Below are 22,620 nucleotides of genomic sequence, written 5' to 3' on the forward strand. Positions count from 1 at the left end.
TAGCTTTTATAGCTGAGATAGATATAGCAAAATCGCCTGCTTTTTAGCAGGGGCTTTTTATGATAAGCTAGCCAACTATTTTTAATTTCATCGATCAAGGTTTATTATAAAAATGTCATTACCAATGATTGTCACCTTTGCTGTTTACATATTAGGAATGATTGCGATTGGTTTCTTTGCATTTCGTGCAACACGAAACTTTGGTGATTATATATTAGGTGGACGTCGCATAGGCAGTGTAGTTACTGCACTTTCTGCTGGTGCTTCTGATATGAGTGGTTGGTTATTAATGGGATTACCGGGTGCAGTATTCTTATTTGGTATCTCGCAAAGCTGGATTGCTATAGGATTAATAATTGGCGCTTATCTAAATTGGTTGCTGATTGCCGGTAGATTAAGAGTTTTCACAGAGATAAATCATAATTCATTAACTTTACCTGACTATTTTGCTCGTCGATTTGATGACAATAGTTCACTATTAAGAATTATTTCAGCAGTAATAATTTTAATCTTTTTTACCATTTATTGTGCTTCAGGCGTAGTTGCTGGTGCTAAATTATTTGAAAGTACATTTGGGCTTAGTTATGGCTGGGCAATGCTAGCAGGCGCTGGCGCGACAATTGCTTATACTTTTATTGGTGGTTTCTTAGCAGTAAGTTGGACCGATACAATTCAAGCTAGTTTAATGATGTTTGCTCTAATATTAACACCAATTATGGTAATGATTAATGCGGGTGGTTTTACTGATGCAATGGCTAATATTCAATCATTAAATCCTGATTATACTAATATCTTTGCTCATATGGATTTGATTGCCATTATTTCATTGTTAGGTTGGGGACTTGGTTATTTTGGTCAACCACATATTTTAGCTAGATTTATGGCTGCTGATTCTCATGAAGTCATGAAAAATGCTCGTCGAATTAGTATGACATGGATGATTTTATGTTTAGCTGGCGCAATTACAGTTGGTTTCTTTGGTATTGCTTTCTTTGCCAATAATCCTAACTTAGCTTATCTAATTGATAATGGGAAACATGAACGTATTTTTATCGAATTATCTAAATTACTATTTAACCCATGGGTTGCTGGTATTTTGCTTGCGGCTATTCTAGCCGCAGTAATGAGCACCTTAAGTTGTCAATTATTGGTTTGTTCAAGTGCATTAACAGAAGATTTTTATCGTGCTTTTATCCGACCTAAGGCTAAGCAACGAGAATTAGTTTGGGTTGGCCGTATAATGGTGCTATTAGTTTCTGTTATTGCTATTTTATTAGCGATCAATCCTAATAACAGTGTGCTTGATTTAGTTAGCCATGCTTGGGCTGGTTTTGGTGCTGCGTTCGGTCCGATTGTTGTATTCTCGGTGTTTTGGGCTCGAATGACTCGCAATGGTGCATTAGCAGGAATGATAACTGGTGCAATCACCGTCTTGCTTTGGATTAATTTTAATTGGCTTAATTTATATTCACTAATTCCTGGCTTTTTATTTGCGTCAATAGCAATCATTATTTTTAGCTTATTAGATAAAAAACCGAACGAAATAGTTGAAGACCATTTCAAACAAGCGTATAAAAAATACCACAATAAAACAGTATAGAATTTAATTAAGTAGAATATAAACGTAACAAATTTAATAGGTAAAATATCATGACAAAAAATGTGATCAAACAACTGCAAGAGCGTGGACTGATTGCTCAACTTACTGATGAAAAAGCGTTAATGGAACTGATTGAGCAAAATCCTATTGCACTATATTGTGGTTTTGATCCAACCGCTGATAGTTTGCATCTTGGTCATTTAGTTCCATTGCTTTGTTTGAAACGTTTTCAATTGGCTGGTCATAAACCAATAGCTTTAGTTGGAGGTGCGACAGGATTAATTGGCGATCCAAGTTTTAAAGCTGTTGAACGTAAACTCAATACTGAAGATACGGTAATTGAATGGAGTGAAAAGATTAAACAACAAGTATCGCCATTTTTAGATTTTGAATGTGGTGATAACGCCGCTATTGTTGCTAACAACTATGATTGGTTTGGTGGCATGAATGTTTTATCTTTTTTACGAGATATTGGAAAATATTTTTCTGTTAATGCAATGATTAACAAAGAATCCGTTAAACAACGTATTGACCGTGATGAATCAGGTATATCTTTTACTGAATTTTCTTATAGTTTGTTACAGTCTTATGACTTTGCAAGTCTTAATAAAGCTCATAATGTTGTGTTACAAATTGGTGGTTCTGATCAATGGGGTAATATTACTGCTGGTATCGATTTAACGCGTCGTTTACACCAGAAGCAAGTATATGGTTTAACCGTACCATTAATTACTAAATCTGATGGAACTAAATTTGGTAAAACTGAAAGTGGTGCAGTATGGTTAGATCCGAAAAAAACTAGTCCATATAAATTTTATCAATTTTGGATTAACACTGCTGATGCTGATGTTTATCGATTCCTTAAATTCTTTACCTTCATGTCATTGGAAGAAATTGATGCTTTGGAAGAAGAAGATAAAAACAGTGGCGTTGCACCGAGAGCTCAGTATGTCCTTGCCGAACAAGTGACTCGATTAGTTCATGGTGAAGAAGGACTAACAGCTGCTAAACGTATTACTGAAAGTCTATTTTCTGGTAAATTAACTGATTTATCTGAAGCTGATTTTGAACAATTAGCTCAAGATGGTATGCCTACAGTCAGTATTGAAGGTGATGTAGATCTACAACAAGCTATTGTTAATGCTGAGTTTGCACCATCAAGAGGGCAAGCAAGAACAATGATTGATTCCAATGCTATTTCTGTTAATGGTGAACGTAATTCAACAACAGATTATCGTTTTTCTGATAGTGATAAGTTATTTAATCGTTACACATTACTGCGTCGAGGTAAAAAATACTACTGCTTACTTATTTGGAGATGATTTCATGAAAAATATTTTATCGATTCAGTCTCATGTTGTATTTGGTCATGCAGGTAATAGTGCTGCTGTATTTCCAATGCGTCGTTTAGGTGTGAATGTTTGGCCATTAAATACGGTACAATTTTCAAACCATACTCAATATCGGCAATGGACTGGAACGGTAATGCCTGCATCTCATTTAACCGATATCGCTGATGGGATTAATGCTATTGGCGAATTACAACGATGTAATGCAGTATTAAGTGGCTATATGGGGTCACCAGAACAAGGTAATGCAATTATTGAAATTGTGAAAAAAGTAAAAGCTGAGAATCCTGAAGCAATTTATCTTTGTGATCCTGTAATGGGGCATCCCGAAAAAGGATGCTTTGTCGCTCCTGGTGTAGCAGAATTTTTATGTAATACAGCCTTGCCCATATCTGATATGATGGCACCAAATATTTTAGAATTAGAAGAACTTAACGGTAAACAGCCGATTAATAATGTCAATCAAGCAGTCTCAGCATGCCGTTCAATTTGTGAAAAAGGGCCTAAAGCCATTTTAGTTAAACATTTAAGTCGAGCTGGCTATCAACAAGATCGTTTTGAAATGTTGTTAGTAACAGAAAATGAAGCTTGGCATATTGATCGCCCGTTAGTTGATTTTGGCGTCAAACAACCAGTTGGTGTTGGTGATATGACTAGTGGGCTGTTTTTAGCAAATATCATGCTTGGTAAATCCATTGTTGAAGCATTTGAGCATACTACATCGGCGGTTTATGCGGTTATGCTTGAAACATTAAGACAAAATGAATATGAATTGCAATTAGTTGCCGCACAAAATGAAATAGAAACCCCTAAACAGTGGTTTAATGCGAAAAAAATTGATTAATTGCGAAAATATGTAAAAATAACAAAAAATTGCGGATAGTAAGACAATGAGGGGGGGTATGGAAGAAAATATTTCATTGGGTAAGATTCTTTCCGATTTAAGAAGTAATATGGGTTTATCGCAAAAAGATATTGCTGAACAAATTCATGTTAGAACAGCTGTCATTTCTGAAATTGAAAATGATCAGCTACTTCATGCCCCTTTTGTTTTTGTTAAAGGTTATATTCGTTCGTATGCCAATATTGTTGGTTTATCAGCTGATGAATATCAACCTTATCTCGAAATTTTAGCTGAACAATATTTAGTAAAAGAAACTAAAAAACCTAAACCAATATATAGTAAAACAAATCGTAGTAAGAAACCGTTCTTTTTTGGTTTGTTTGCTTTAATTTGTGCATTAGGTGGTGGCTTATACTATGTCAATTCTCAAAATAAAAGTAACTTTATTGAAGTTAGTCATTATATTTCTCCACAGCCTTCAGATCGCGTTAACAGTTAGCAAATTTTCTCATTCACATACAGACATTTGTCTTAAATCTTGTTAAGATTGCGTCCTAGTTATTTTGTAATATGATTAGGCATCTTATGAGTCATCAAGAGTCACCAATTATTAGGCGAGAATCAACCCGAATTTATGTTGGTAATGTGCCAATCGGTGGTGGTGCGCCGATTGCTGTGCAATCGATGACAAATACTCGAACAACAGATGTGGAAAAAACAGTAGCTCAAATTCAAGCCCTTGAGCGTGTAGGGGTTGATATTGTCCGAGTTTCTATTCCAACTATGGATGCTGCTGAGGCGTTTAAAATAATTAAGCAACAAGCAAAAGTCCCCCTTATTGCTGATATTCATTTTGATTATCGCATTGCTTTAAAGGTTGCTGAATATGGAGTGAATTGTTTACGGATTAATCCTGGTAATATTGGTAATGAATCAAGGATTCGCTCGGTTGTTGATTGTGCCAAGGATAAAAATATTCCTATCCGAATCGGCGTAAACTCTGGTTCGCTAGAAAAAGATATCCAAGAAAAATATGGCGAGCCGACACCAGAGGCTATAGTCGAATCAGCTATGCGACATGTAGATATACTTGATAGGCTAGGTTTTGACCAATTTAAGGTAAGTGTAAAAGCGTCAGACGTTTTTACTGCGGTTGATTCATACCGATTATTAGCAAAACAAATTAAGCAACCTTTACATTTAGGTATAACGGAAGCTGGTGGAGTGCGTAGTGGAGCGGTAAAATCAGCGATTGGGCTTGGCTTATTATTATCGGAAGGGATTGGTGATACATTAAGAGTTTCACTAGCAGCTGATCCAACGGAAGAAGTTAAAGTTGGATTTGATATTTTAAAATCGTTACGCATTCGAGCAAGAGGTATTAATTTTATTGCTTGCCCAACCTGTTCAAGGCAAGAGTTTGATGTAATTAGTACCGTTAATACATTAGAACAGCGATTAGAAGATATAATAACACCAATGGATGTATCAATTATTGGTTGTGTTGTAAATGGACCTGGTGAGGCTTTAGCTTCTACAATGGGTGTTGCTGGTGGTCACAACAAAAGCGGTTTTTATGAAGATGGTGTGCGCATAGGGCGTATTGATAATGAACAAATGATAGATGAGTTGGAAGCTAAAATTCGTGCTAAGGCATCAATTTTAAAAAATAGAATTGCAACAACTGAACTATAACCTTATTAGATAGCGAATAAACAAATGGCAGAGAAAAAAATCCAATCAATACGGGGAATGAATGATTTACTCCCTAATGATAGTGCTACATGGCAACAAATTGAAAAAATTGTTAAAGGTGTACTAAATAGTTATGGTTATAATGAAATTAGAACACCAATCGTTGAAGATACCGCACTATTTAAACGTGCAGTTGGTGAAGTTACCGATATTGTTGAAAAAGAGATGTATACTTTTAATGACCGTAATGATGAAAGTATTACTCTTCGCCCTGAAATTACAGCTGGTTGTGTCCGTGCAGGTATTGAACACGGTCTATTTTACAACCAAGAACAACGACTATGGTATTTAGGGCCGGCATTTCGTTATGAAAAACCGCAAAAAGGGCGTTATCGTCAATTTCATCAATTTGGTGTAGAGGTTTTTGGCCTTGAAGGGCCCAATATTGATGCCGAGCTTATCTTATTAACTGCACGTTTTTGGAAAGCACTTGGTATTGAAGAGCATACGACACTTGAACTTAATTCTATCGGTTCAGTTGAAGCAAGAGCAAATTACCGTAATGCTTTAGTCAGTTTTCTTGAGCAACATAAAGATAAATTAGATGAAGACTGTTTACGTAGAATGTATACTAACCCATTACGGGTGTTAGATTCGAAAAATCCTGTTATTCAAGAATTACTTAATCAAGCACCGAAATTATTTGATTATTTAGATAAAGAATCTAAACTTCATTTTGATGGCTTGTGTCAATTATTAGATAGCGCAGGAATAAAATATAATATTAACCAAAGATTGGTGCGTGGTTTAGATTATTATAACCGTACTGTTTTTGAGTGGGTAACAAGTAGTTTAGGCGCTCAAGGTACAGTTTGTGGCGGAGGTCGTTATGACGGTCTAGTTAGCCAACTTGGTGGACAACCAACACCAGCAGTTGGTTTTGCTATGGGGGTAGAACGTTTAGTATTATTAGTGCAGGCGGTTAATCCTTCATTAAATCGAGATAGTTCAATTGATATTTATATGATATCTTCGGGTGATGAAAAAACGACAGCTGCAGCCCAAAAAATGGCAGAAGTACTCCGTGATGGGTTATCTGATAAGCGAATTGTGACTAATTATGGTAGTAGTAATTTTAAAAAACAATTTGCCAAAGCGGACAAATTAGGTGCTAAAATAGCTGTAATTATTGGTGAAAACGAAATTATTAATCAATCAGTTACAATTAAAAATTTACAAACAGGCGAACAAGTTGAAGTTGCAGAAAAAGAGATTGTTCAAACTTGTTTGGCGATATTGTAAATTAAAGGAAATAGGAGAAAAACGTGAGTTATCAGTTATCTGGCGAAGAACAATTTTCAGAGATAAAAGAATTTCTTGCTAAAAAGTGGAAAATTATTGTTGCGGTTATTGTAATTGGATTACTGGCTTTTTATGGCTGGCGTTATTGGCAATCTTACAAATTAGAAAAAGCGATAGAATCTTCAGATCGTTATGAACAATTAATTGCTAAATTAGATAACAACAATCCTGATTCAGTTAATGAATTAGTCTCTTTTGCTAAAGATAATAATACTATTTATAGTGTTTTTGCTAATTTTAGAGCAGCAAAATTTTATGTTGAACAATTAAAAGATTATGCTGGAGCAGAAAAATTACTTACAGATACGTTAAGTAAAACTGATTCAGATGTTATTAAATCAATAAGTTATATTCGTATTGCAAAAATACAATATCAACTTGAACATTATCAAGAAAGTTTGGCTACTTTAAATAAAGTAACCGAAAAAAGTTGGGCGCCAGTAGTTAATGATATTCGTGGCGATATATCGGTGAAAATGAATAATTATGATGAAGCAGTGGCTGCTTACAATGTTGCATTAAGTTCATCACCGACTCAAGCATTAGAGCAAAATATCAAAATGAAGTTAAATCAAGCTCAATATCTTAAAGATAAACAACAAGCTGAAAAAGCTAAACAAGAAGAAGCTGCCGCCAAGGAAAAAGCTAAGCAAGAAGCTGAAGCCAAAAAAAATGCAGCTCACGAAAATGAAGATTAATTTATCCTGATATAAGGATCTATACAATGAAGTTATCAAAATGTCTGTCTATGAGTGTTTTTATGTTATCACTTGCAGGGTGTTCATTGTTTGGTGGAGAAGAAGAAATTGTCCAGATTTCACCTTCACCAAAAGTGGATAACCAATTTCCAATTCAAGAAATATGGCGAAATAGCACAGCAGGCAATACAAATGTTTATTCATTATTGGGGCCGATTAATTACGATAATGCTATTTATGCTGCTAGCCGTAGTGGGCAAGTTAAAGCAATTGATTTATCAACTGGCCATACTATATGGGACAAAAATTTATCACAAAGTACATTATTTAGCAGTAAAACAGCGTTATTTTCTGGCGGTGTAAGCGCTGATGATAGATATGTTTATGTCGGTAGCGAACGTGCGGTTGTTTATGCATTAGATCGTAATGATGGTAATGTGGTTTGGGAAAAATCGGTACATGGTGAAGTACTTGCTCGTCCAGTTTCTTCTGATGATAAAGTAATAATACATACCGCTAGTGGTAATTTACAAGCTTTGAATCGTAACACAGGTGAAGATGTATGGGATGTAGTGCTTGAAGTGCCAACACTTTCATTGAGAGGTAATTCAACACCAACTATTGCTCATGGTGCGGCTATACTTGGCGATGATACTGGTCATGTGAATGCTTACTATCTTAATGATGGACAACTTATTTGGCAGCAACGAATATCTCAACCAAGTGGATCGACTGAAATTGACAAATTGAATGATGTTGATTCAACCCCAGTTATTGAAGGTAATTTAGCTTATGCAATTGGCTATAATGGTAATGTTGTTGCACTTGACTTAAGTAATGGTCAAATTGTGTGGCGTAAAGAAATGGGATCTACACATAGCTTTGCGGTTGATTCACAGCAGTTATTCATTGTGGATCAAGATGACAATGTTCAAGCTGTGACTAAAAATGGTGGTGCAGTGAATTGGACTCAGACAGGTTTGTTACATCGTCAATTAACCGATCCGGTTATTTATCAAAATTACATTGTGGTTGGTGATTTCGAGGGTTATCTTTATTGGTTAAATAAAGATAATGGTGAGGTAGTTGCAAAAACACAAGTAAGTAGCAGTGGATTGATTTCGAAACCATTAGTTGTCGATAATAAAATTATTGTCCAAGCTAAAAATGGTGATATTTACGCATTTGCAAAAAATTAAGGTAATTAGAGAATAAATATGGTACCTGTTGTCGCACTAGTTGGTCGTCCGAATGTAGGAAAATCGACTCTATTTAATCGATTAACTCGAACTCGAGACGCCTTAGTGGCTGATTTTCCTGGATTAACTCGTGATCGTAAGTATGGCCGAGCTGAAATCAAAGGGCATGAATATATAGTCATTGATACTGGTGGTATTGATGGCACTGAAGATGGGGTTGAAAGCTTTATGGCGGAACAATCCTTACAAGCAATAGAAGAAGCGGATATTGTGCTCTTTCTTGTTGATGCGAGAGCCGGTGCTATGCCTGCAGATCATGCAATTGCTAAACATCTTCGATCTCGCCAAAAAGCAACGTTTTTAGTTGCTAATAAAATTGATGGTATTGATGCAGATAGTGCAATTTCTGACTTTTATAGTTTAGGATTAGGTGATATTCATCCGATTGCAGCGAGTCATGGTCGTGGTGTCAACGTACTAATCGAGACAGTTTTAGATCCTATTTTTCATTTTGAAAGTGACAAAATTGATACTTCAACAGCAGATCTTCAAAATGAGATGCTTGATGAATCTTATGAAGATTTTGAAGATGACGCAGATGATGCAGAATCGCTGATTAATCAGCCAATAAAAGTTGCTATTGTTGGTAGACCAAATGTTGGTAAGTCAACACTAACCAATCGGATTTTAGGTGAAGAAAGGGTTGTAGTTTATGATATGCCAGGTACAACTCGTGACAGTATTTATATACCAATGACACGAGATGATCGTGAATACATCATGATTGATACAGCTGGTGTTCGTAAGCGAGGTAAGGTAACGGAAACCGTTGAGAAATTTTCGGTTATTAAAACGTTACAAGCAATAGAAGATGCTAACGTCGTAATTTTGGTTATTGATGCCCGAGAAGGTATTTCTGATCAAGATTTGTCTTTGCTTGGTTTTATTATTAATAGTGGGCGCTCACTGGTTATTGCTGTTAATAAGTGGGATGGATTATCACAAGATATTAAAGAACAAGTGAAAACTACGTTAGATGATCGACTCGATTTTATCGATTTTGCTCGTTTACACTTTATCTCTGCGCTTCATGGTAGTGGCGTAGGAAACCTATTTGATTCAATTCAAGAAGCATATGATTGCGCTACACGCCGTGTTAATACCGCATTATTAACTAAAATAATGCAAATGGCACAAGATGACCATCAACCACCATTGGTCAGAGGACGTCGGGTTAAATTAAAATATGCCCATGCCGGAGGTTATAATCCTCCAATTGTGGTTATTCATGGTAATCAAGTTGAAGATTTACCTGATTCTTATAAACGTTATTTAATGAACTATTTTAGACGTTCATTAAAAATTATGGGGTCGCCAATACGAATTCAATTCAAAGAAGGCGCCAATCCATTCGAAGGTCGAAAAAATAGTTTGACTGCTTCGCAACAACGTAAACGTCGTCGTTTAATGAAACATGTACGAGGTCGTAAATAACTTATGACAGAAACAAAAATAATCGATGGTGGGCAAGAAGGTATTTGTCCTAAGTGTCATAATAGAATGAGTATTGTTTCGCCACAATATTATGATTGTCCTCATTGCCAACAGCATTATCAAGAACAGTATATTTGCCCAATTTGCCGACAAAATGCGCAAATGGTTAAAGGCTGTGGCGCTATTAACTATATTTGTCACACTGATGGCTTAATTTCCAGCAGTAAAGTGATATTTCATTATTTACCAGAATAGAAAATTGTATCTATATTTAAAGCCATAAGAGGTTATTTTATGCGAATTATTTTATTAGGCGCACCGGGAGCAGGAAAAGGAACTCAAGCACAATTTATTATGCAACAATACGGAATTCCGCAAATTTCAACTGGCGATATGTTGCGTGCAGCAGTAAAAGCAGAGAGTCCATTAGGTTTACAAGCAAAAGAGCTAATGGATAATGGTAAGCTTGTTACTGATGAGTTAGTTATCGCATTAGTCAAAGAGCGTATTGCGCAAAGCGATTGTAAAAATGGCTTTTTATTAGATGGTTTTCCTCGTACTGTGCCACAAGCAGATGCAATGAAAGAAGCGGGTATCAATGTTGATTATGTACTTGAGTTTGATGTACCTGATGAAGTGATTATAGATCGTATGAGTGGTCGTCGTATTCATGCTGGTTCAGGGCGTGTATACCATGTTCGTCATAATCCCCCAAAAGTTGAAAATATTGATGATGTAACTGGAGAACCATTAACTATTCGTAAAGATGATAGTGAAGAAATCGTCCGTAAACGTCTTGTTGAATATCATGATTTGACTAAACCATTAGTCAAATATTATCAACATGAAGCCAAAGAAGGCCGAACTCAATATTTCCGTATTGATGGTACACAAGCTGTTTCATCTGTGACCAATGAATTGACTAAAATTTTAGGCTAATTGCTATTAAGAGGGATGATAGACTTTTTCATCCCTCATCTTAACCAATCAATTATTTCGCTAAGTTAAGCGCTTGTTCTAAATCAGCAATAATATCATCAATATGTTCAATACCAATTGAGAGGCGTATCATTTCTTGACTTACTCCAGCCTTTTGCAATTCCTCATCATTAAGTTGTCGATGGGTAGTTGATGCTGGATGACAAGCTAATGAACGGGTATCACCGATATTAACTAAACGGATAATCAATTTTAAAGCATCGATAAATTTGGCTCCAGCTTGTTTACCTCCTTTGATACCAAAGGATAAAATACCAGCAGGTAAACCATTGTCCATCTGTTTTACCGCTAAATGATGCTCAGGATGATTAGCCAGACCTGCATAATTGACCCATTCAACTTGAGGATGTGAAGCCAAATAATTGGCTACTTTAATCGTATTCTGGCAGTGTCGCTCAATGCGTAAAGAGAGTGTTTCAAGACCTTGTAGTAATAAAAAAGTATTAAATGGTGATAAAGCTGCTCCCATGTTACGCAGTGGTATTACTCGGCAACGAGCAATATAAGCTGCGTCTCCAAAGCTTTCAGTATATGAAACACCATGATAAGAAGGATCAGGTTGATTGAGCATTGGATACTTATCTGCATGATCTTTCCAAGGAAATTTACCTGAGTCAACAATCATTCCGCCTAAGCTATTACCATGCCCACCAATATATTTAGTTAATGAATGTACTACTATATCAGCTCCAAATTCAAATGGTCGGCAAAGCGCAGGGCTGGCAACTGTATTATCAACAATTAGCGGTATACCATGGCGATGGGCAATATCAGCCAGTACTGATAAATCAACAATATTACCTGCTGGATTACCGATACTTTCACAGTAAATGGCTTTAGTTTTGTCATCAATTTGCTTTTCAATCGCATTTAAATCATTGTGTGGTGCAAACTTTGTTGTGATACCGAAATTAGGCAGGGTATGAGCCAATAAGTTATAGGTGCCACCATAGAGTTTGGAAACCGATACAATATTTTCACCAGCAAATGTAATGGCTTGTATAGCATAAGTAATTGCTGCCATTCCAGAAGCTACCGCTAATGCTCCTATACCGCCTTCTAGTGCGGCAATACGCGCTTCAAGTACAGCATTAGTTGGATTGGTTATCCGTGTATAGATGTTTCCAGCAACTTTTAAATCAAATAAATCGGCGCCATGTTGGGTATCATCGAATGCATAAGATGTGGTTTGATAGATCGGAACAGCGACGGCATGGGTTGTTGGTTCAGGGGTATAGCCTGCGTGTAAAGCAATCGTTTCTGGTTTCATGTTAGAGCCTCATATTTATAACTATTTTTCAACTATAAGGCTCTTATTTTGTGCAAAGAATTACTAAAAAGTAAAGAATTATAAAACCATTCTTACGATATCGATTTCACCTAATTCTTTGTATAGATTTTCTACCTGATCAATATGGGTTGCATTAATGGTAATGGATACTGAATGATAATTACCTTTACTACTTGGTTTGATCGACGGCGTATAATCCCCTGGTGCATGACGTTGAATCACGGATACAACTTTATCAACTAATTCTGGTTTTGCTTCACCCATTACTTTATAAGTGAAAGAACAAGGGAAATCTAATAATTCATTTAATTTTGTTTGTTGCATAATAGTCTTTTTCTCGTTTTATCAGTATAGCTATTAAATATATTGCATATATATAGTCAGTTTATTATTCTTCAAGTTCAGAATAATAAACATTACTTTTTAAAGCCTATAATTTGATCTATGATAGTCAAATTCTAACATAGCTTAGTAAAACCTACCTTACTATTATTTTAAAAGGCTAAAATAACATGTTATCCCAATCAGCTAACAAAGAACCTTTTGGTACATTACTTGGCTATGCGCCGGGTGGTGTTGCTATTTACTCTTCTGATTATGAAACATTGGATCCTGAACAATACCCTAATGATGCATCATTTCGAAGTTATTCAGGTCATGAGTATATGGGTTATAAGTGGCAATGTGTCGAATTTGCTAGAAGATTTTTATTTCTAAATTATGGGATAGTCTTTACCGATGTCGGTATGGCACATGAAATATTTTCATTAAGATTTCTTCGTCAAGTGATTAATGAAGCCATTTTACCATTGCAAGCATTTGCTAATGGTAGCAAAAAAATGCCAGAAGCGGGAGCATTGTTAATATGGGATGATGGCGGTATGTTCGATAGGACAGGCCATGTAGCGATTATTACTGAAGTTTTTGATAATAAAATTAGAATTGCCGAACAAAATGTTGTCCATACTCGGCTCCCCATTGGTCAACAATGGACTCGAGAATTAAAAATGACGGTATCCAATGATGGCTTCTATTTACACGATACTTTCGATGATACCAAAATTTTAGGCTGGATGATTCAAACTGAGAATACTCTTCATAGCTTACCACAACCGAATGTTGCTAAGCATTTACTTGATATTCATAGTGTCCATATCGAAAATCATGGTCAATTTGATAAGAAATGGTTGAACGAAAGTGATACATTAGAAAGTGCCTATGTGTCAGCAACTGGACACGCCATCAGCCATGATGATCAGTATCGTTATTTTACTATTTCGGAAAGCGCTGAGCTGGAGCTTATTCGTGCAACAAACGAACTTCATTTGATGTATTTGCATGCTACCGATAAAGTTTTAAAAAATGATAATTTATTGTGTAATTTCAATATTCCTGAAATTCTTTGGCCACGGCTTAGATTATCATGGCAACAACGCCGTTATCAGATGATCACCGGACGGTTAGATTTTTGTATGGATGAAAGGGGCTTTAAAGTTTATGAATATAATGCTGATTCAGCCTCATGCCATACCGAAGCAGGGCAAATTTTGCAAAGTTGGGCAATACAAGCCGAATTAAATGCTGGTGTTAATCCTAGTGCGGGTTTACTTAATGCATTAGCCGACTGTTGGAAACATAGTGATGCAAAAGCGTTTGTACATATCATGCAAGATAATGATAGTGAAGAAAACTATCATGCATTATTTATGCAAAAAGCACTAACTCAAGCCGGATTTGAAAGCAAAATTTTACGCGGACTATCGGGACTCAGTTGGGATAAACGAGGACGATTAGTAGATGATGAGCAACGCCAGGTCACCTGTGTATGGAAGACTTGGGCATGGGAAACTGTACTTGAACAACTTCGCCAAGAAAGTGAAGCTCAAGTGGCAGGGTTACCAATTAGAACATGGCATCCGGAAAATTCGGTTAGATTAATAGATGTATTACTTCGACCTGAGGTATCGGTTTTTGAGCCTTTATGGACGGTGATTCCAAGTAATAAAGCTATTTTGCCAGTGCTATGGTCATTATTTCCTAACCACCGCTATTTACTTGAATCTTCATTTGAACTCAATGACAATTTAATTAAAAAAGGTTACGCAATTAAACCGATTGCTGGGCGTAGAGGTAGCGATATAGAGTTAGTTGGTTGTCATGAGCAAATATTGGATAAAACGGTTGGCCGATTTGCTAAACAAGAAAACATTTATCAAGAGCTATGGTGTTTACCTAAAGTTGATGATCGTTATTTACAAATTTGTACATTTACTGTTGGTGGCCATTATGGCGGTGCTTGTTTACGTTCGGATCCCTCTTTAGTTATAAGAGGGGAAAGTGATATGCAGCCTTTACGAGTATTAACTGATGAAGAATTTATTAAACAACTTTACAAAAAAAGTTGAGGAAAGGGGTTTTTTAAGCATAATTTGTCAAATTGATCGTTCAATTTATCAATGACAGATGGTGAGTTTTGTTATTTAATTAAACATAGCTAATTAAGTTATCTTTATCTTATTAAAAATAACTAAAAATATTATATCTATTTGATTGACAATGACAATAACCTAGTTTTTTTGATAGAATTGATTTAATACAAATAATAATTATAAAAAATATAATTAAAATAAAGGAATATCAGGATATATGGCAAATACATTATTGCGCAGTGGCGATATTAAAGATTTTAAAATGCTCGGACATGACGGTAAAGCTGCTTATCTTGTCGCTTCGCAAATTCGTGAAATGTTTCGAGTTAAATTAGGTCGCCAATACTCTGATTGTTTAGCGATACCTCAACGTAATGATCAAGGTAATATTGTTGATTGGTACATTCCCTTCGACTCAGAACAACCTGATGGTCAATATGATATTATCCCGTGGACTTCAGCTAGTGAAGATGAACAAAAGTCTGCATTAGGCTTACTGAAAGAATTCGAAAGTAAAGTTATTGAGTTAGGCCAAAAATTAGCTAGTAATCCTAATCTAGAAGGCGATCAATTACTTTTTAGTCGATTGATTTACGATCCAAAACAAAACGAAAATAGTCTTGAACCGAATTTGATGGCGATACGTTTCCCTAGCAATCAATTTGTTTATATTGTTAATGGTAAACCTGTTATCACTTTTTGGGGATTTGTTAACCCTCAGACGCCACAAGCAACTTCACCTTTCTACTGTTTAGAAGCATTTCGAAAAGCTGCTCCAAAGGTTGCAGCCACTGCTCCAGTACAAGCCCCTGTTATTGTTAAAAAACCTTGGTGGAAGCGCTGGTGGATATGGTTGTTAGGATTATTACCTTTGTTATTACTACTATTATTAGCAATTTTTTGGTTAAAAGGTTGTAGCTGGAACCCAAGTATATCTATCGATCCCAAAATATCATTAGATGGTAAAGTTGATATTCCTGAGCCAACAGTTGTAAATGATAAAGAGGACAAACAAGAGAAAAAAGAGCCTGAGCCAGAAATCAAAGAGGTTAATAATAAACCTGTTACTATCGTTAATGGCGTAGTACCAAATGGAAAAGTTGCAGTAGATCCTAACGCACTACCTGTTAATGGTATTGCTACAGATCCAGCTGTAGTAGATAATTCGGCAGCTACCGCACCAGATCAAGGAATGGCTAATAATGTAAATCCAGATGGTGTTACAGATCAACCACAACCTACGTCTTCACCTGATGATAAAGGAAATAATGGAGAGCAAGGTGAACAGGGAAATCAGGTTGATAAAGATGATAAAGGCAGTAATACAAATCCATCTGATGATAAAAAAGATAATCAAAATGGACAAGTACCTCCAACACCTAATTTAGATAGTAAATCTGACGTAACGAATAGTAATTCTGATCAAGGTAATCAACCTAATGTAAATGCTAGCCAAGCAAATAATTTAGCCTTACCTGCTGACGTGTTAAAACAGGGATCAACGAATTTCTTAAATGGTCAATGGTCAGTTGGTGCTGGTATTCAAGATAAAGCAACAGGTAAGCCATTGCAGTTAAGTTATAATTTTAATCAAGGCAATGGTGAAGTAACGGTTACTCGCAGTGATGGTGTTAAATGTGTTGGTAACGTGGGTACTGGGATCCAGAATTCTAATTTAAATATTACTGGCAATTCTGAAGCCATTTGCAGTGATAATACTAAATATCAATTACCTAAAATTCAGTGTAAATCAGGTAAAGACAATCAAGCTGATTGTCAGGGAATTTATGATAACGGGACTTCGTTCCCAATTACGATGAAAAAACAATAGGATTGTATATGCTTCCAGAAATACGCAACTATGGTCAAGAAGTTACACTGATCATGAATAGTGGAATTCAATTTCTTGATTTTGCATTGAAAATAGATTGGAAAGATAATCAATGGCGCAGTAAAGTTAATGGTTGTTTTATTGATCCATCAGAAAGTGGAGCGTTAGTTAGATTAATTGAAGATATCGACAATGGTAAATTTTTTGCACCAGATAATCTCTCTTTTGCTGTCACACCTACTCAAGAGATTAGTGTTGAGCAATCCTTAAAACTATATGATGGTATTTGGTTGCCTATTCCAATTTTAAGATCTATTCCACCAGAGCGTTTTGATAAAGGACCTCATAACTGGAGTCGAGTGAGAATTGTTAATATTCCAGAAGGTGAAGATCCAGATGGCAATACTCATCGTATTACCTTTGCCTTTGATACAAAAATTTTTACCAATATGCAGGATGTTGCTTATTTGGCACCAACGGAAAATGATGTCAAAACTGGAGCCGTATTTAGTTTAGCTCATCGTTCAGATCAAGTCTCATGGTATTTAGAGCAAAAATGGATCACCAGTTGGTTAATTGATTTATTCCAAGAATTAGCCCCTCAAGCTGAACGGTTAAAAGTACATAAAGATGATATTAATTTAGAAATAGCTAATAAAGCTTATTATGGACATTATTTAAATATTCTCAATTTGTTGGCTGATTCATTACAGTTACCAAAAATTAAAATTGTTTCAAATAATCGAGATGATGTGATTAAATCGATTCCTGTTGATATGATTTTAGATGTTGGTAATTCAAGAACCTGTGGTATCTTAATTGAAGATCACGTTCAAGATAAAGATAGTTTAAATCGTCGTTATGAGCTTGAAATTCGAGATTTAACCCAACCCGAACATATCTATAATGAGCCATTTGAAAGTCGAGTAGAATTTGCGCAAACTTTTTTTGGTAAAGAACATTTTTCGCTACAAAGTGGAAGACGAGATACATTCCGCTGGCCAAGTATTGTTCGAGTCGGAAAAGAAGCGAGCCGTCTAGCTAGTCGCCGCGAAGGAAATGAAGGGGCAACCGGACTTTCAAGCCCGAAACGTTATTTATGGGATCAAGAAAAGTATGAGCAAGGCTGGCGCTTTAATTCACATTATGTCAAAAGTGATCATGAACCATTTGCAACGGCAGAGCCGTTTTCTAGTCTAATCAACGAGTATGGTGAAGCTCTGCATATCCTCAGTAATGAAATTGAGGAAGAGTTTGACCGAAAAATGCCCGTTTTTCACCCAAAATATTCACGTAGTTCATTAATGACATTTATGCTATGTGAAGTATTGATGCATGCTCTAATGCAAATCAATAGTGTCGCTCAGCGTAATAAGCTTGAACACGCAAGAACACCACGTAATTTGCGTTCTATTATTCTTACCATTCCACCGGCAATGCCTAAACCAGAACAAGCGATATTCAAAAGCTGTGTTTATCAAGCTATTGGCTTAGTTTGGAAAAGCTTAGGTTGGGATAATTCTGATGATAATATTGATTTTAGTAATCCTGAACAATTAAAAAGTATCTGGCCAAATATTCCTGAAGTTTATATTCAATGGGATGAAGCAACCTGCGGACAAGTTGTTTATCTCTTTAACGAAACGCAAAACAATTATAATGGCCGTTCAGAAGAATTTATTGCTTCAATGGTGCGACCAGACAAAACCAATAAACAGAAACTAACAATTGCCACTGTTGATATTGGAGGTGGAACAACAGATTTGGTCATCAATGATTACGAACTTGATTATGGTGCCAATAAACAACTTAATAGTAGTAATGCTTATCTTGTTCCAACTCAACGTTTTCGTGATGGATTTAAAGTTGCAGGTGATGATATTTTGCTTGATATCATCCAAGATACTGTTTTGACTTCATTAACTAATGGATTAAAACAGGTTGGACTTGTTGATCCTAATCCGATTTTATCGACAATTATTGGTTCACAACAGGTATCAATTCAAGACGCAGTACTACGACAACAATTAACTTTACAGTTATTTACACCTGTCGGATTACAAGTATTAAAACTTTATGAGCTTTATGAACCATTACATGCTGAAAAACATGTTTATAATATGACTTTTGGTGAGTTATTACAAAATAATGTGATGACAGATAATGTTCTGAATTTTATTAATGAACCAGTTCGCCGAGCTCTAAATAATCCTGAATTTTCCGTTCTTGATTTAAATGTTGAAATAAATCTTAAACGTATTCATCACTTATTTATTCGTGGTGATTATTATAATATTTGTAAAACGTTCGATGCTTTATCTGAAATTATTAGCTGTTACCAATGTGATGTGCTGTTATTGACCGGACGACCATCTCGTTTACCTGGTGTACAAAGTTACTTCCGTTCTCGTTTATCTATCCCTGCAGGACGTGTTTTGCCGCTACATGGTTATTATACTGGTGGTTGGTATCCTTTCCATAAACAAGAGCGCATTGATGATCCTAAAACAACTGCTGCAGTTGGTGCTATGTTATGTTTCTTAAGTAAAAATCTAAGATTAGCGAATTTTTATTTTAGATCAGCAAATATGGAGTTGTACTCAACAGTTAAATACATTGGTCTATTAGATAATCTAAATATGATAAAAAAAGAAAATATCTATTATCAAGATATCGATTTAGATAATCCTGATTATGATTTTCCTGAAGTCTCTTTTGAAATTCGAGGCACGACAAGACTTGGTTTTAAACAGTTAGAAATTGACCGTTGGCCTGCTTCACCAATTTATATTTTAACGATCGAAAATAGTGATGTAGCTAAAAGATTGAGTGCTGAAGGGGTTGTTTTAGAAGTAACATTAGGAATAAAAAATCGACAAAAAACAGTTGAGAATTTCTATATTAAAGATGTTAAAGCTTCAGATGGACGTGCTTGCAGTAAAACCAAGGATATAAAGCTTAGTCTGAATACAATGGTAAATTCTGGCTTAATTAGCACACAATATTGGCTTGATAGTGGAATGATAAAACGATGAAAAATTTAAACGAACAACTTCCTAAATCTTGGGAGCAGATTTATCAAGCATCAGCACAGGCAATTGAATGGGTCAATCAAACCCGAGACTCATCAAAGCGTTTGCATAATGAAGCTGATAATTTAATTCTTGATCTACGCCGATTACGTAATAGTGCTAAACGTTTAGGTGATGTGTCGACTAAGTCGGTTGCGGTCGGTTTTTTTGGTTTGTCACAAGCAGGTAAATCTTACCTTATTTCAGCATTAGCAGCCGGTGAAAATGGAAAACTTGAAACAGTGGTTGATAATGAAGTCTTAGATTTTATTGATCACGTCAATCCTGTCGGCGGGGGTAAAGAGGCAACCGGACTTGTTACTAGATTTAGTCGTACTGCTAAAGGTGGTATTGCCAACTATCCACTAGAGTTAAAACTATTTCAAGAAATAGAAATTGTTAAAATCCTGATTAACGCTTATTTTAAAGATTTTGATCAGCAAAAAGTTATCAATAATGTGGAGTTTTCTGAGCTAAATCAACTTATTCAACGTATCGAAAGTAAAAAGCAAGTTGATTATACTGGCGGTATAACTGAAGATGATATCGTTGATTTGTATGATTATTTATCTGAAAATTTTGGCAATTCACTTGAGGGATTGAAAGGTGGTTATTGGGAAAAAGCCATGTCATTGCTACCTTATCTTTCGATTACCGACCGTGGTAGTTTATTTTCTGTGTTATGGGGTGGTATCAGTGAACTTACGGCAATTTATATTCAATTGGCGACAACCTTATCAAGCTTAAATCATGTAAATACCGTTTATGCGCCCCTTACCGTGTTAGTCAAGGACAATGGTGATGGTACCAAGTCGCAGATTGATAGTATTATGAATGTTGATATGCTTGAAAGGTTAAATACTGAAAATGATTCATCGGTAACCGTTACGCCACTTAATGGAGTGCCAACTTCAATATCATTAGCGCAATTAGCCTTTTTAACAGCAGAATTAATCTTCCCATTAGTGAATCAAACGCGTGTACCTACTTTTGAGAATGTCGATCTACTTGATTTTCCAGGATATCGAGGTCGATTGAATTTAATTTCAATTTCTGATGTCAAAGAGGGTAATCCTATCGCTCAACTATTATTGCGTGGTAAAGTCGCTTATCTTTTTGAGAAATACACTGATAGCCAAGAGATGAATGTTTTGGTGGTTTGTACGCCATCGGATAAACAATCTGATGTTAACGATGTTGGTCCAGTATTAGAAAGATGGATTGATAAAACCCAAGGCGAAACAGCTGATAAAAGAGCAACAAAAAAAGCTGGATTGCTATGGGCTATCACGATGTTTGATAAACGAATTGGAGCATCATTATCGCTATCCCAAGACAATCTAAGAAATACTTGGGGGAAAGGTGGCTTATTACAGCAGACCATTTTAGAACGTTTTGGTAGTTATGATTGGCTATCCAATTGGTCAAATGGTGGTAAATTTAACAATGTATTCTTGGTACGTAAACCAGGATTTGACGTGCCATTTTTAAATGTCGATGCTAAAGCAAACGTTGAATTATCCTACAATGATAATTATCAACAAGAAATGTTAATGTTGAAAAATACATTTGTTGAAAATCCGGATATTCAAGAGTATGTCAACGATCCTGATCAAGCGTGGGATGCGATGTTACAATTAAATGATGGTGGCATTGGTCGAATTAGCCAGTATTTAGAACAAGTCGCCATTACTGAAGTTAAACAACAGCGGATTGTTGAACAACTTAATGAACAAATTGATTATATTATCAATATGCGTTTTGATACTTGGTATCAAGCTGGTAGCGATGAAGAATTAGGTAAGAAAAAACAGATAATTAATAATGTTGTAAAAGAACTACAAGGAAAAGCATTATTATTAGGTGAATTACTTAAAGTGTTAGAATTGCCGGATCAAACTATTCGAGCTTTGTATCATTCTAGCCATATGGATAATGATATCAGCAATACTAGCGGTGATGACGTAATCGATAATTCTTCAAACGATTTTGGCTTAAATACCGATTTTGAACTTTTTCCGGAAGTAAATTCACCTTTACAATCTCAGGTAGTTGCTAATATCGCAAGCGAATCAAAATTTGCTAAAAATGTGTTTACTGCATGGCTAGAACATTTAAGAAATATTGTATTAGATAAACATATTCTACAATTTTTCAGTATTGATCAGAAAGCACTCTCTTTTATTGTTGAAGAGTTGATTACTGGTGCTAACCGTTTGAAACTTGAAACTAGCTTAACTGAAAAAGTTTTAGCTAATGAAAATGTAGGCAGTAAACGTGATGAGCTTGAGTCTCGGCAGATTAGCTCTATTAATATGTTATTGGCTGATTTTATTGCATGGCTTGGTTTTATTCCAGGGCAAACAAACGATATTCCTGATAGCCGAGTTAATCAAGGTAAGCCGATATTTTCATCGCCATTGACTCAATTTTCAAGTCAATTATCACATCCATTGCCAGTACTTGATGATAAGACCAAAAATTATTCTCAATTTGCTATATTTGATTGGTTTATTGCTTTTGCAACGCTTGCTCAAGAAAATGTTGGTCATCATGCTGGTCGTGAAATAAGCCAAGAACAAAACTCTCGTCTTGGTGAAATTTTAACTTGTTTTAAGCAATCACAAATATAATAGTATTATTGTGAATATATTTAATAACAACAATTTAATAATTATTAATAACAATAAGGTGGTTTTTAAAACTACCTTACATATATGAAATATCCATAAAATAATATTAATACAATCATAGTGAT

The 22,620-nt window shown here is 35.5% G+C and carries 17 protein-coding genes; 15 read left to right on the plus strand and 2 right to left on the minus strand.

Going from position 1 to position 22,620, the window contains the following annotated elements; all coding sequences use genetic code 11:
• Nucleotides 1-106: 106 nt before the first annotated feature.
• The 11 genes from putP to adk all read left to right on the plus strand — a co-directional run bounded on the left by putP (nucleotide 107) and on the right by adk (nucleotide 11,180).
• Nucleotides 107-1,600 (plus strand): sodium/proline symporter PutP, encoded by a 1,494-nt coding sequence (gene putP, locus H3S74_RS08010; RefSeq protein ID WP_110446993.1) that lies wholly within the window; start codon nucleotides 107-109, stop codon nucleotides 1,598-1,600.
• A 50-nt stretch (nucleotides 1,601-1,650) separates the two neighbouring features.
• Entirely contained in the window at nucleotides 1,651-2,922 is a 1,272-nt protein-coding gene (gene tyrS, locus H3S74_RS08015; protein WP_220000008.1) for a tyrosine--tRNA ligase, read from the plus strand.
• A gap of 4 nt (nucleotides 2,923-2,926) precedes the next feature.
• Complete coding sequence (gene pdxY / locus H3S74_RS08020; RefSeq protein ID WP_198247634.1) at nucleotides 2,927-3,793, plus strand: pyridoxal kinase PdxY; 867 nt, start codon at nucleotides 2,927-2,929, stop codon at nucleotides 3,791-3,793.
• A 58-nt stretch (nucleotides 3,794-3,851) separates the two neighbouring features.
• Complete coding sequence (locus tag H3S74_RS08025) at nucleotides 3,852-4,292, plus strand: RodZ family helix-turn-helix domain-containing protein (RefSeq protein ID WP_181414609.1); 441 nt, start codon at nucleotides 3,852-3,854, stop codon at nucleotides 4,290-4,292.
• 86 nt (nucleotides 4,293-4,378) lie between these two features.
• Nucleotides 4,379-5,488, plus strand: coding sequence for a flavodoxin-dependent (E)-4-hydroxy-3-methylbut-2-enyl-diphosphate synthase (gene ispG, locus H3S74_RS08030; RefSeq protein WP_065614694.1), 1,110 nt, complete (start codon nucleotides 4,379-4,381; stop codon nucleotides 5,486-5,488).
• A gap of 24 nt (nucleotides 5,489-5,512) precedes the next feature.
• A complete protein-coding gene (gene hisS, locus H3S74_RS08035; protein ID WP_110446997.1) occupies nucleotides 5,513-6,790 on the plus strand; it encodes a histidine--tRNA ligase in 1,278 nt (425 codons plus the stop codon).
• Between the two features lie 23 nt (nucleotides 6,791-6,813).
• On the plus strand, nucleotides 6,814-7,548 hold the full coding sequence (locus tag H3S74_RS08040) for a tetratricopeptide repeat protein (RefSeq protein ID WP_110446998.1): 735 nt from the start codon (nucleotides 6,814-6,816) through the stop codon (nucleotides 7,546-7,548).
• 26 nt (nucleotides 7,549-7,574) lie between these two features.
• A complete protein-coding gene (bamB, locus tag H3S74_RS08045) occupies nucleotides 7,575-8,747 on the plus strand; it encodes an outer membrane protein assembly factor BamB (protein ID WP_198201655.1) in 1,173 nt (390 codons plus the stop codon).
• Nucleotides 8,748-8,765: 18 nt separating this feature from the next.
• On the plus strand, nucleotides 8,766-10,241 hold the full coding sequence (gene der / locus H3S74_RS08050; RefSeq protein ID WP_198201654.1) for a ribosome biogenesis GTPase Der: 1,476 nt from the start codon (nucleotides 8,766-8,768) through the stop codon (nucleotides 10,239-10,241).
• A 3-nt stretch (nucleotides 10,242-10,244) separates the two neighbouring features.
• Nucleotides 10,245-10,496 (plus strand): zinc-ribbon domain-containing protein, encoded by a 252-nt coding sequence (locus H3S74_RS08055; protein ID WP_110447001.1) that lies wholly within the window; start codon nucleotides 10,245-10,247, stop codon nucleotides 10,494-10,496.
• Between the two features lie 39 nt (nucleotides 10,497-10,535).
• Nucleotides 10,536-11,180, plus strand: coding sequence for an adenylate kinase (gene adk / locus H3S74_RS08060; RefSeq protein ID WP_086362625.1), 645 nt, complete (start codon nucleotides 10,536-10,538; stop codon nucleotides 11,178-11,180).
• A gap of 52 nt (nucleotides 11,181-11,232) precedes the next feature.
• Here adk and H3S74_RS08065 read toward each other — a convergent pair whose 3' ends face one another.
• Nucleotides 11,233-12,510 (minus strand): bifunctional O-acetylhomoserine aminocarboxypropyltransferase/cysteine synthase, encoded by a 1,278-nt coding sequence (locus tag H3S74_RS08065; RefSeq protein WP_110447002.1) that lies wholly within the window; start codon nucleotides 12,508-12,510, stop codon nucleotides 11,233-11,235.
• A 78-nt stretch (nucleotides 12,511-12,588) separates the two neighbouring features.
• Nucleotides 12,589-12,855, minus strand: a complete 267-nt coding sequence (gene ybeD / locus H3S74_RS08070; protein ID WP_065577848.1) for a DUF493 family protein YbeD — start codon at nucleotides 12,853-12,855, stop codon at nucleotides 12,589-12,591.
• Between the two features lie 188 nt (nucleotides 12,856-13,043).
• Between ybeD and gss the strand changes: the two genes are divergently transcribed.
• From gss to H3S74_RS08090, 4 genes are all read left to right on the plus strand, one after another.
• Nucleotides 13,044-14,936, plus strand: coding sequence for a bifunctional glutathionylspermidine amidase/synthase (gene gss / locus H3S74_RS08075; RefSeq protein ID WP_198247635.1), 1,893 nt, complete (start codon nucleotides 13,044-13,046; stop codon nucleotides 14,934-14,936).
• Nucleotides 14,937-15,177: 241 nt separating this feature from the next.
• Entirely contained in the window at nucleotides 15,178-16,791 is a 1,614-nt protein-coding gene (locus H3S74_RS08080) for an SrfA family protein (protein ID WP_198201649.1), read from the plus strand.
• An 8-nt stretch (nucleotides 16,792-16,799) separates the two neighbouring features.
• Nucleotides 16,800-19,826 carry a virulence factor SrfB gene (locus tag H3S74_RS08085; protein ID WP_110447005.1) on the plus strand — a complete coding sequence of 1,009 codons (3,027 nt, stop codon included), beginning with the start codon at nucleotides 16,800-16,802 and terminating at the stop codon, nucleotides 19,824-19,826.
• Nucleotides 19,823-22,495: a putative virulence factor gene (locus H3S74_RS08090; protein WP_198247636.1), complete on the plus strand. Its 2,673-nt coding sequence runs from the start codon at nucleotides 19,823-19,825 to the stop codon at nucleotides 22,493-22,495. The genes H3S74_RS08085 and H3S74_RS08090 overlap by 4 nt, the downstream gene beginning before the upstream one ends.
• Nucleotides 22,496-22,620: the final 125 nt, after the last annotated feature.

The organism is Gilliamella sp. W8126, from assembly GCF_016102185.1.
Classification (GTDB): Bacteria; Pseudomonadota; Gammaproteobacteria; order Enterobacterales; family Orbaceae; genus Gilliamella; species Gilliamella apis_A.